The following is an 11,808-nucleotide window of genomic DNA, read 5'->3' on the forward strand; positions in this document are numbered from 1 at the left end:
ATGGCGGAAAACACAGTCAAAACGCCCATGACCATGATCCAGGCGCTGCGTTCGGCGATGGATGTGATGATGGAGAAGGACGAGAATGTCGTGGTCTTCGGCCAGGACGTAGGCTACTTTGGCGGCGTGTTCCGCTGCACCGAGGGCCTGCAAAGAAAATACGGCAAATCGCGCGTGTTCGATACGCCGATTTCCGAAGGCGGCATCGTTGGTGTGGCGATCGGCATGGGGGCGTATGGGCTGCGTCCGTGCATAGAAATCCAGTTTGCCGACTACATCTATCCGGCCTATGACCAGATCGTGTCCGAGGCGGCGCGCCTGCGCTACCGTTCGGCGGGCGACTTCACCGCGCCCATCACCATCCGCACGCCTTGCGGTGGCGGCATCTACGGCGGACAGACCCACAGCCAAAGCCCGGAAGCCGTGTTCGCCCACGTTTGCGGCCTGCGCACGGTGATGCCGTCGAATCCTTACGATGCCAAAGGCCTGCTGATTTCCTCGATTGAGAACGATGATCCGGTGATCTTCCTTGAGCCGAAACGCTTGTACAACGGGCCGTTTGACGGCCACCACGACAAGCCAGTGGTGCCTTGGTCGCAGAATCCGTTAGGCGAAGTGCCCGAGGGCTATTACACCGTCCCGCTCGACAAGGCGTCGGTCTTCCGGCCAGGCAAGCAGCTGACCGTGCTCGCATACGGCACCATGGTGTGGGTATGCGATGCGGCAGCGCGTGAGACCGGCATCGACGCCGAGATCATCGACTTGCGCAGTCTGTGGCCGCTGGACCTGGAGGCGATCGTCGAATCGGTCAAGAAAACCGGCCGCTGCGTGGTGGTGCACGAGGCCACCCGTACTTGCGGCTTCGGCGCCGAGCTGGTGTCGCTGGTCCAGGAGCATTGCTTCTACCATCTGGAAGCGCCGGTTGAACGCGTAACGGGATGGGATACGCCTTATCCGCATGCGCAGGAATGGGCGTATTTCCCGGGTCCGGCGCGGGTTGGCGCGGCGTTCAAACGTGCGATGGAGGCATAACGATGGGTATTCACGTCATCAAGATGCCTGACATTGGCGAGGGCATTGCAGAGGTTGAATTGGTCATGTGGCATGTCAAGGTCGGCGATGCCGTCACCGAAGACATGATTCTGGCCGACGTCATGACCGAGAAGGCCACGATTGAGATTCCGTCGCCGGTACATGGCACCGTTGCCATGCTCGGCGGCGCGGCGGGGCAGGTGATGGCCGTGGGATCGGACTTGATCCATATTGAAGTGGAGGGTGAGGGTAATCTGAAGGCGCAGCCCGGTGCGGCATCCGCGTCCGCCGCTCAACAGGCACCAGCGTCTTCGCCGACGGCATCCGCGCATCCGGGCAGCGCGCCTGTAGCGCCAGCGCCTCCAGGCGCGCCCGCGAAGCCGATGCCCCCTGCAGTAGTACCGGCACCGGTGGCGGGATCAGTATCGGCACCAGCGTCGTACACGGCCGGTGTGCCCGCAGCGGCGCATGCGGCTGCGCTGCCGGCGGCGCAAGCGCCCGTGCGCGTGGCGCGCGAAGCGGGCGAGCGTCCGCTTGCCTCGCCGGCGGTGCGCAAGCGTGCATGGGACATGGGCATCGAACTGCAGTTCGTGCACGGCAGCGGGCCGGCTGGCCGCATCCTGCAGACTGACCTCGATTCCTACGTCGCGCGTGGCGTGCAAGGTGCACCGTCCGTAGTGGCGGGCGGCTACCGCGAGAATCATTCGGAACAGACCATCCCGCTGATTGGCCTGCGCCGCAAGATCGCGCAGAAGATGCAGGAGTCGAAGCGCCGCATCCCGCACTTCTCCTACGTGGAGGAGATCGACGTGACCGAGCTTGAAAGCCTGCGTGTGCGCATGAATGAGCAGTGGGGCAAGGAACGCGGCAAGCTGACCGTGCTGCCTCTGCTGGCGCGCGCCCTGGTGGTCGCGCTACGTGAGTTCCCGCAGATGAATGCGCGCTTCGATGACGATGCCGGCGTCGTCACGCAATACGGCGCCGTCCATCTCGGCGTCGCCACTCAGACCGACGCTGGGCTGATGGTGTCGGTGATGCGTCACGCCGAAGCACGCGACTTGTGGTCTTGCGCAACCGAGATCGGACGCCTGGCCGATGCTGCGCGTACCGGCAAGGCCACGCGCGAGGAGTTGTCCGGTTCCACGATTACCATATCCAGCTTGGGTCCCTTGGGTGGTATCGTCACAACGCCGGTAATCAATCATCCGGAAGTGGCCATCATCGGCGTCAACAAAATTGTGGAGCGGCCCATGGTGCGTCAGGGTGGTCTGGTGGTCCGCAAGATGATGAACCTGTCGTCCTCATTCGATCACCGCGTGGTCGACGGCATGCACGCGGCGCAGTTCGTGCAGGCCATCCGTGCTTTGCTTGAATGTCCAGCGATGCTATTCGTGGAGTAATCATGAACCAACATACCACTACGCTGCTGGTGATCGGCGGAGGTCCTGGCGGCTATATCGCGGCCATCCGCGCTGGCCAGCTTGGCATACCCACAACGCTGGTGGAAGCAGCGGAACTGGGCGGCACCTGCCTGAACGTCGGTTGCATTCCCTCCAAGGCGCTGATCCACGCGGCCGATGAATTCGAAAAGGCCAGCCATTACGCCAGCGGTTCGGCGCTGGGCATTTCGGTGCAGGCGCCGCATATCGACATCGGCCAGACGGTCTTATGGAAAGACGGTATCGTCGGGCGTCTGACCGGCGGCGTGGCGGCACTGCTGAAGAAAAGCGGCGTACGTGTGGTCAAGGGTTGGGCCAACATCGTGGATGGCAAAACCGTCGAAGTGATTCGTGATGGCGAAAGCCCGCAGCGCATCGGCTGCGAACATCTGCTGCTGGCGACCGGCTCACATGCTACCGAATTGCCCTTTATGCCGTTCGGCGGACGGGTGATCAGTGCAACCGAAGCGCTTTCGCCCAAGACTATGCCCGGCAAACTGGTGGTGGTGGGGGCAGGGTATATCGGTCTTGAGCTGGGCATTGCTTATGCCAAGCTCGGAGCGGAAGTGCATGTGGTGGAGGCGCAGGAGCGCGTCCTGCCTGCTTACGACGCGGACTTGACCCGGCCAGTGGCCATTGCACTCAAGGGCCTGGGTGTCGAAACTCATCTTGGCTGCTCGGTGCTCGGCCTGAACCAGGACGGCGCAGCGGTGCGTATCCGTAATGCGGCCGGTGAAGAGTCGGCCTTGGTGGCAGACCAGGTGCTGGTCGCAGTTGGTCGGCGCCCCAACACGCGTGGCTTCGGGTTGGAGAAGCTGCGCATCGATATGGACGGCCATTTCATCAAGGTTGACGACCAGTGCCGCACGTCGATGCGCGATGTGTGGGCCATCGGCGATGTGACCGGCGAGCCAATGCTGGCGCACCGCGCCATGGCGCAAGGCGAAATGGTCGCTGAAATCATCGGCGGCAAGCGGCGCCATTTCAGTCCGGCGGCCATTGCGGCGGTGTGCTTTACCGATCCGGAGGTGGTGGTGGTCGGCGCCACGCCGCAGCAGGCGCGCGCGCAGGGCATCGCTTGCATCGACGCCTTGTTCCCTTTCGCTGCCAATGGACGCGCGATGTCGCTTGAGTCGAAGGACGGATTCGTGCGCGTGGTGGCGCGCAGCGACAATCATTTAATTCTCGGCTGGCAGGCGGTCGGTAAGGCGGTGTCGGAGTTGTCCGCTGCGTTTGCGCAGTCCATTGAAATGGGCGCTACGTTGGAAGATGTGGCCGGGACGATCCATGCGCATCCGACCTTGGGCGAGGCGATTCAGGAGGCAGCGCTGCGCGCGCTGGGGCATGCGCTGCATATTTGATGCTATACTCCGCGTGTCGGAAAAGGCAGACTTGGTTTGGTAAGCCCAAGTCCTTTCGGTAACGAAAGCTCTGGTCTTTGGCCCTTGCATCAGATCCCCACGACGAATTTTTTGACGCCGCCTGGCGTCCAATAGTTCGTCCGTGTGAGCGCTGAACCTGGGAACGCTCCGGTCGAACATCGACATAGGAGCTAGACATGCATTCCCCTCACACTACCCATTTTCATGATGTCCTGATCGCAGGCGCCGGTCCCGTCGGCCTGTTTCTGGCTTGCGAATTGCGCCTGGCTGGCTGCTCTGTGCTTGTGCTGGAGCAGATGCAGGAGCCGCATACTCCGCTGAAGGATCTGCCGTTCGGGCTACGCGGCCTTACCGTGCCGACTATTGAAAGCCTTGACCGCCGTGATTTGCTTGCCCCGCTCGAAGAGCGCGCGTCCGGTCGCGGAGCGCCTTCGGCCGCACATTGGATGCGGCAAGCCAGGCGTCCTGCAGGCCACTTCGCAGGCATCCAGTTCTTCCACGATCAGATCGACAGTGCGCAGTGGCCATATCGCCTGCCTGGCCGGGTCAGCAATCTCGCTGCCGATATGGCGAGTATTGAGGCGGTGCTATCAGAGCGTGCAGAAACCCTGGGTGTCGAGATTCTGCGCGGTTGCGGCGTCGAGAATATTGCGCAATCGGCGAACGGCGTGACCGTCTTCGCAAGCGGCCAGGCATTCTGTGGGCAATGGCTGGTTGGCTGCGACGGTGGGCGAAGCACCGTGCGCAAGGCGGCGGGCATCGGCTTCACTGGCACAGATCCCGAGTTCACGGGATATTCAGTCCAGGTCAAGTTGGCAAATCCGGACGTGCTCAAGCCCGGCCGTCACTACACTGCGGCAGGAATGTACACCTATGCGGCGCCAGGCACGATCGGAATGGTCGATTTTGACGGCGGCGCTTTTCACCGCGGCGATCCGATCACGCGCGAGCACATCGAGACTGTGTTGCGCAAAGTCTCCGGCTCCGACGTGCGGGTCACCGATCTGGAACTTGTTACTACCTGGACCGATCGCGCTTTCCAGGCGACGGAATACAGGAAGGGCCGCGTGCTGCTGGGCGGCGATGCTGCCCATGTCCACTCTCCGTTGGGCGGGCAGGGGCTGAATCTGGGCCTTGCCGATGCGATGAATCTCGGTTGGAAGCTCGCTGCGACGATACGCGGCGACGCTCCCGCCGATCTGCTGGATAGCTATGCCCGCGAGCGGCAGCCAGAAGCTGCGCAGATTCTCGACTGGTCCCGCGCACAAGTGGCGTTGATGCGTCCAAGCCGGAGTTCACGCGCATTGGAAGCGATTGTTCGCGACCTTATTGAGACTCGCGACGGCGCAAGCTATTTCGCCAGGCGCGTATGGGGAGTCGGACTTCGTTATGACCTTGGCGATGCACATCCGCTTGTCGGCCGCAGCGCGCCGGACTTCGAATTGTTTGACGGAGCAAGACTCAATCACCACCTCCGCGCCGGATGCGGACTATTGCTCGACTTCGACGAAAGCAGTGGCTTAAAAGCGTTGGCTAAGCGCTGGGGAGGGCGCATTCGCTACCTCGCAAGCGACGCGAAGGACCGACTGGGCTTAAGCGCCTTGTTGATACGGCCCGACGGAATCGTGGCCTGGGCCACCGGCTCCGCTGGCGACGAGATTGATGTCGCCCGTAGCCTATTGAAGTGGTTTGGCGAGCCTTACGGTGAGACTGCCCATTTTAGAAATTCTGCCTCGTTTTGCTCTTAGACACTTTACATCGCGTATCAAATCAATTGCTGTGACGTGCGTTTATCTTGACCTCGTTCATGAGTAGTGTGCATTCGCCGCAGGAGAACAGTGTGTGCCAGACGCGTTTTACACTGCGAACACTGAAGCCTGCGGCATCTGAAACGCCAAGAAATGCACATTCGATCCGAGGAAACGCATCATGTTTAACAAGTTCAAACAGGCGGTCTGCGTGGCCCTTTTAGCCACGGCAGCATTCACTTGTGCCACCCCGGCTGTGGCTCAACCGATTCCTTATCCATCCTTCTTCAAGGCCGAAGAAATCAATGCGGATGGAGTAAAGCTGCATGTTCGTGTTGGGGGCAACGGCCCTGCGGTCGTGCTGATTCACGGCTTCGGCGATACCGGTGATATGTGGACGGCGCTGGCAGTCGCGCTGGCAAAGAACCACCGCGTCGTCGTACCGGATTTGCGCGGCATGGGCCTCTCATCAAAGCCTGAAGGCGGCTACGATAAGAAAACCCAAGCCGGCGACATCCGCGCCATTCTGGACAAACTGGGCATCGACAAAGCCGATATCGTGGGCCACGACATCGGCACCATGGTCGCCTACGCCTATGCCGCCCGCTACCCGGACAAAACCACGAAGCTGGCAGTGCTGGACGGTCCGGTGCCTGGCATCGCACCATGGCAGGATATCGTGCGCCTACCGGTGTTATGGCACTTCGATTTGGGCGGCAAGGATGCCGAGCGCCTGGTGAAGGGGCGCGAACGAATCTACCTGGACCGCTTCTGGAATGACTTTGCCGGCACGCCAAGCAAGATCGATGAAGGCACGCGTGCGCATTACGCGAAATTGTATTCCCGGCCTGGCGCGATGAAGGCTGCGTTCGCCCAATTCCAGTCCGTGCGCAAGGACGATCAGGACAACATCGAATACGCAAAGACCAAGCTGACCATGCCGGTGCTTGCGTTGGGCGCGGAAAAGTCCTTCGGCACCATGCAGGCTACTCAGATGCGCAACGCCGCAAGCAATGTGACTGAGGTCATCATACCCGGCTCCGGCCACTGGTTGATGGAAGAATCTCCGGAGGCTACCGTGAAGGCTGTGCAGTCCTTCCTGGATTCGAACTAACCCGCTGCAAAGCAGAAAGCCCACGACGAGTCGTAGGCTTTTTTATTTTCTGGTTCTCAAACTGGACTCCCAAGTGGACCACCGGATTAGCAGGGCGACGATCCCGCAGACCCATGGGAATCAAGTCGAAGCGACTTAATGATTTCGCGTTGACGTCAGAGGTCATTGCCTCACTGCTCGGTCTGGGGCTACTGTCTCGAAGCATCCCCTTGTCTGAGAAGTTATGAAAACTATGTCACAGCAATTGCTTATTCACGGTACAGTCATCTTTCTCATCAGTCTATTGATGGGATTTGCTATTCCGGCGTTATCGAGTGGCCGAATGGGCGTATCGGCACACGTCGCCGGAATTCAGAGCGGGCTCATGCTGTGGGCATTCGGCGCAATGTGGGGAAGAGTCGCACTTCCCGATGCCGTCAAAGCGACTACGCAATTCTTGGCGCTCGTTGGAGCGTATGGCATATTCCTGGCCCTTTTGCTTGCAGCAATCTGGGGTACCAGCAAAGCTACGCCAATCGCGGGCGCCGGACACAGCGCCACGCAAATTCGGGAGTGGACTGTCGCCATCATCCTGACCACTGGATCGTTGGCCGCCACCGCTGCGGCGGCATTGCTACTCTGCGGACTATATGCGTGGAGGGCATAACTATCAGGTGGCTGTTGCGGCTTGGTATGGTGTCGGCGATTGTTATTGCTGTAAGTGCCGAGAGTAGCTAGAAAGGATGATGAAAAATAGAAGACCGCTGCGGTCGACCAGCAGCCGACGAACGACTCAGTTACTTCAATAAAGGGTCTTAATGGCCGGAAAGTTACCAAAACGTAAAACACGCGTGGAAGTTGATCGGCTGGGCCGAACTCAGCTTCACTACGCGGCAGCCGATGCTAACCTGGCTTTGCTCAGCACTCTCGTGGCGCAGGGCGAACTCGTAAACGCGCAGGATGATTATGGTTGGATGCCTCTGCACTTCGCGGTACAAGCGAACTCAGTTGGTTGCACCATCGGTCTGTTAGAAGCAGGTGCAAACGTTTCGGTTGTCGACTCAGATGGCACTGGATTGGGAGGCGGCTGAAATGGATCAACCGCAACCCGCATTCCCGGCGCAGGCGGTCACTAGTTCACGGCACCGAAGCCCCGCGCGAACTGGTAGGTGTAGTAGAGGCCGACCGTGTCGCGCCGCTGCTGCCGTTCCGGGACGTTCTCGAACGCGAACGTCCGGCGCGACGTCAGGTATTTGAGCGTGACAGCATGGTGGCCAGAGACGCGCCAGGTCAGCGAGGCATCGCCGCGGAACACGCGGTCCGTCCCGTTCGGCCCCGCACTGGTCAGCTTGCCGTCGAAGAACTCAAGCGCCGCGAGTTCGAAGGCGAACCTTTCGTTGCCGATCAGGCGCAGGGTCAGCATCGCTTGCGGCGCGAAACCGTAATGGTATTGCCCGCTCGTGCTGGCGCTAGTGGTGCCAGTGGATGTGTAGCCGATGCCGGCCGATGCATGGCCTTGCAGCGTGTAGTGGTCGCTCAGCAACAACTGCGCATTGCTGCCCAGCGACAGTCCTGTGCTGGCCACCCGGAACACCTGCGGCGCCAGATAATCGTAGGTGCCGTACAGCCCGACGATGCCGCGCAGGTTCCTGCCGGACCCGTATGGCGCACCGAACAGCATGCCCCGTGTCGCAAGGCTTTCGACACCCTGCACGTTCGACAACCTGACGCGGAACAGGAAGTAATCGAAAGGCCGGCGCCAGGTATAGTCGGGCTGGCCCGGCAAGCCGTAGTCGAGCGCGAAGTCGGCCGCGACCTCGTTGCGCCGAGGCGCCAGCGATGGGCCGACGTTGTTGCTCGTGATTCCGCCTACTCCCAGCTGAAGGCGGCCGTAGATGGCCGGGCTGTGGCTCGCCCACAGCGCCGCACGGCGGCCCCCGGCGACGTGGCGGTTGAATCCGAGCGGCGGCGACACTGCGGCGGCCGCCACTTCGCGCCATTGCGGTGAGAGTCCATACCCTTCTTCCAGCACCAGGTTCGCCATCCGGTACAAGGCTTCGCCCAGGAAGGTGCCGCCGAAGCTGGTCGTGATCTGGTCGTTGCGTGACGGCGGCGTCGTCTCGCCGGCGATTTCCCAGACGGCGCTGCCGGCAAAGGCATAGCCCATCGATTCCCAGAACGTCAGCCCATTGCTGCGCGCGAGGCCGAAGTAGACGGAGCCCTGGTAAGGGTGGCCAAGTTGGTTGATCTCGAACGGGTCCCGGTCGACGACCCAGCTGCTGCGCAGGTTGCGTCGGATCGAACCGATGCTCACGTCATAGTCGTCCGGCCGGACGAACGCATGGTCGACCCGGTTCAACACAAGCTGGAATCCCAGGATCTCCAGTGCCGCCGCGCCATAACTTTTATACAGACGATCATCCTGCGGTGGAGCCGGCGCGGCATCCCGCACCGTGTCCTGCAGCGGATCGTCGGCGGACGTGGCATTACCGGTGCCGGCAGCCAGCGCCAACAGTGCTGTGCAGGCACGCCGGCGCGATTCGAAACCGTTCCTCGATTTCTTGATGTCCTTCGCCACCACTTGAAGATTCCTCCAGCGATGTCGCCTGATGAGATGTTAAATCAAATATATCGAATACTTACAGTGAATGGCGCACAGGACCGATACGTCAGAACAGCACGTCCCAGGTTGCGGTCAATATCGTCGCGTTCCTGGCGAAATCGTCGGCGATGTAAGCCAAGGAGATCCCAGCAAAAACATTTCAAACAGGCGGCATTCAACTCCCGTCGGCTTGGGGCAAAACACTTGGAGTGACAAAGTGTGAACCTTTCAGATGAGCAAGATGCTACTCTGTACGACGTCGGCCGAGTACGGCCAAAAGCTGCCGCCGAATCCTTACACTTATTCGAATATTTAATACAACACTGCAATGATTATTTACCTTCCAGGACGAGTGTCACCGCTTCCTTTTGTCACTCCTGAAGATCAATGCTGTAATTGTGGTTGCACTTCAGAACTAAGAAAAATTACCGTTAATTTAAAGCATACCCGTTACTTTCTATTTATTGGGACTGAGTTAACATTTTCTTTATCTCTTCCTTTTTGCAGTCGTTGCGCCCGCACAGCCACTCGACTGCGGCAGGGAGTCTTCTCTAAGGCTCTTGTTGTTTTCGGTGTTTTTTGGGTGATAATGGGTTTATTAATATTCACCTTACCTGAATCGGCTCCTGGTTTAATTAGAAAAAATTTACCAAGCACGGCTGCAATTTTAGCGTGCCTATTGACTTGGATTTTTTTCTATCTGCTTCGAAAACCAGCCAAGCCAAGAACTGGCAACTATCAGCCAGTCTATTTGCAACGTATAAAGCAGGGGTTTCGTGGTGAAATTAAAAGTTTAACTTTGGGATTTACTAATCCAGAGTATGCTTTGCTATTTCGCAAGTCCAATGCCTCGTTTTGCGACGCCGGGGCCCTTATTGCAATTAACGATTAATATCGTGACCTGTTGCGCCACTAGCGACCATTCAAAATTTTTGATGTTAAAGGGAGTGGTAATCGTGCTTTCTGTAAATGAGGTCATAGACCGGCTTACCGAACTTGATGGGCAGCCAGTCGAGGTCGCAGGGCTGTTGACCTTCGAATTTGAAAATACCTCCCTTGGACATTTTCCCAAGTCCGAGCGCCGGGATATTACTGAGGGAGTTGAGCCTCCACACTATCAGTCAAGTGTATGGCTTGCGTTTGGAAGTGGAAGTGTTCAACCTAATAAAGACGTTCTTTCGAGGTGGGCTGGTAAGCGCGTGTTGGTTACCGGCTTACTGCGTGGGCCTAGCGGCCCCTTTGGCTGCGGGCACTTCAGCGGATGGGGATGCGAGATTGAGCCCTATTCGATAGAACGTGTATAGCGGCAACCGGCCAGGAACGGACGCACGCGTTAACACTATCAACTATTAAGGCAGAGGGATGCATTATTCGAGAATCGTAAATTGCTACGACAATGCGGCTAAGCTTTCCGGTAGAACGATAAAAGCTGTTCACACTGAGTATAGCTTTACTGCACTTCGATTCGACAATGATGAGGTGATAGCCTTCGCCGTAGAAGAGGTTTCCGTTGGGAAGTGGTTTGAAGTATTTCCGATTTGTCTCCATGAATTGAGTGCGGATTTTCCGTTCAATTGGGAAGAACTAGATGCCCCGTTTACTGTTGTGTTCAGTGAATTATTGTGGAGAGAAGAGTGGCTGGAGCCAGCCTTAAATAACGCAGGCTTCTTAGGTACTGGGCCAGGCTTCACGCAGTATGCAGCAGAACTTGGAACTGCCCCCACAGCGAACGGCAACGTAGTAAAGGTATTGGCTGGAATCAAATTGACCGGTTTGAACGGCCGTTCACTTGTCGTGAGCAGCTCAGAGAATACGCCTTTCAAGACAGACTTGGCCGTGACTGTCACCGAAGTCGACCATGCAATGCGATTTCACACATGTGGCTAGCCTTGGCTGCGTTCGGCCAACAGCAGACGTTGTAAATTACAGAAGAGCGAGAGAAATTACATGACTGGGGAAGGTTTAGTCCAATGGACGAGTCCTGACAAAAAGCACGTGGCAAGGTGGCGCTGGGGTGGCGAGCTTTGGATGAGCGGTCCCCAGGGGGGATGGCTCGCGATTGGTGAGGGCCTAGAAATAAAAGGGGCTCTGCCGGAGGTGCTATGGAGCGAAGACGGCGATTTTTTAGCGTTCGTAAAGCTACATATCGAGGACGTGCCGACTCGCCAAGGCGTCGAGGGCTATAGTTTCCGAGTTGGCGTTGTAAGGATTTCCGATTTCGCGCTTCGTTATTGCGGAGGACATCGAAAGCTCACGACGTTGTCACTAAAGTCGATGACAAAACATTCTTTAACGGTATGGGTTGAAGGTCAAGAAGCGCCAATTGACCTTGAAAAAATCCACTGGAATTGAGTGTGCGATATCGGCCAGGAACAGACGCCCACCTAGCTAGGTAAAAATATGACGAATCTCGAAATTCTTAAACAATGGGAAATTACGGAGAAATGGCTACGGGAGGCTCGGTCTGCTCTTCGTTCAGATGTTGTTACAGCAAAAGATCAGCTGGAAAACT

The 11,808-nt window shown here is 58.2% G+C and carries 11 protein-coding genes; 10 read left to right on the forward strand and 1 reads right to left on the reverse strand.

Annotated features, from left to right (window positions below):
- From AB4Z19_RS04575 to AB4Z19_RS04605, 7 genes are all read left to right on the forward strand, one after another.
- Positions 1 to 1,032: an alpha-ketoacid dehydrogenase subunit beta gene (locus AB4Z19_RS04575; protein WP_442034420.1), complete on the forward strand. Its 1,032-nt coding sequence runs from the start codon at positions 1 to 3 to the stop codon at positions 1,030 to 1,032.
- Between the two features lie 2 nt (positions 1,033 to 1,034).
- The gene (locus tag AB4Z19_RS04580; RefSeq protein WP_442029266.1) at positions 1,035 to 2,432 is read left to right on the forward strand and encodes a dihydrolipoamide acetyltransferase family protein; all 1,398 of its coding nucleotides are present in this window, start codon (positions 1,035 to 1,037) and stop codon (positions 2,430 to 2,432) included.
- 2 nt (positions 2,433 to 2,434) lie between these two features.
- Positions 2,435 to 3,832, forward strand: a complete 1,398-nt coding sequence (gene lpdA / locus AB4Z19_RS04585; RefSeq protein ID WP_442034422.1) for a dihydrolipoyl dehydrogenase — start codon at positions 2,435 to 2,437, stop codon at positions 3,830 to 3,832.
- Between the two features lie 197 nt (positions 3,833 to 4,029).
- Positions 4,030 to 5,601 carry an FAD-dependent monooxygenase gene (locus AB4Z19_RS04590; protein WP_442028283.1) on the forward strand — a complete coding sequence of 524 codons (1,572 nt, stop codon included), beginning with the start codon at positions 4,030 to 4,032 and terminating at the stop codon, positions 5,599 to 5,601.
- A gap of 181 nt (positions 5,602 to 5,782) precedes the next feature.
- A complete protein-coding gene (locus AB4Z19_RS04595) occupies positions 5,783 to 6,715 on the forward strand; it encodes an alpha/beta fold hydrolase (RefSeq protein WP_442028285.1) in 933 nt (310 codons plus the stop codon).
- A gap of 223 nt (positions 6,716 to 6,938) precedes the next feature.
- Positions 6,939 to 7,361 (forward strand): hypothetical protein, encoded by a 423-nt coding sequence (locus AB4Z19_RS04600; protein ID WP_442028287.1) that lies wholly within the window; start codon positions 6,939 to 6,941, stop codon positions 7,359 to 7,361.
- A gap of 151 nt (positions 7,362 to 7,512) precedes the next feature.
- A complete protein-coding gene (locus AB4Z19_RS04605; RefSeq protein ID WP_442034424.1) occupies positions 7,513 to 7,785 on the forward strand; it encodes an ankyrin repeat domain-containing protein in 273 nt (90 codons plus the stop codon).
- Positions 7,786 to 7,826: 41 nt separating this feature from the next.
- Here AB4Z19_RS04605 and AB4Z19_RS04610 read toward each other — a convergent pair whose 3' ends face one another.
- Positions 7,827 to 9,272 (reverse strand): DUF3943 domain-containing protein, encoded by a 1,446-nt coding sequence (locus AB4Z19_RS04610; protein ID WP_442034425.1) that lies wholly within the window; start codon positions 9,270 to 9,272, stop codon positions 7,827 to 7,829.
- Between the two features lie 352 nt (positions 9,273 to 9,624).
- On the opposite strand from AB4Z19_RS04610, the gene AB4Z19_RS04615 reads away from it, so the two are divergent.
- From AB4Z19_RS04615 to AB4Z19_RS04625, 3 genes are all read left to right on the forward strand, one after another.
- Complete coding sequence (locus AB4Z19_RS04615) at positions 9,625 to 10,188, forward strand: hypothetical protein (protein WP_442027438.1); 564 nt, start codon at positions 9,625 to 9,627, stop codon at positions 10,186 to 10,188.
- 470 nt (positions 10,189 to 10,658) lie between these two features.
- Positions 10,659 to 11,183, forward strand: coding sequence for a hypothetical protein (locus tag AB4Z19_RS04620; RefSeq protein WP_442034427.1), 525 nt, complete (start codon positions 10,659 to 10,661; stop codon positions 11,181 to 11,183).
- Between the two features lie 141 nt (positions 11,184 to 11,324).
- Positions 11,325 to 11,648, forward strand: a complete 324-nt coding sequence (locus tag AB4Z19_RS04625) for a hypothetical protein (RefSeq protein WP_442027436.1) — start codon at positions 11,325 to 11,327, stop codon at positions 11,646 to 11,648.
- Positions 11,649 to 11,808: the final 160 nt, after the last annotated feature.

This window comes from Pseudoduganella sp. RAF19 (assembly GCF_052114165.1).
In the GTDB taxonomy this organism is placed as follows: domain Bacteria; phylum Pseudomonadota; class Gammaproteobacteria; order Burkholderiales; family Burkholderiaceae_D; genus Rugamonas.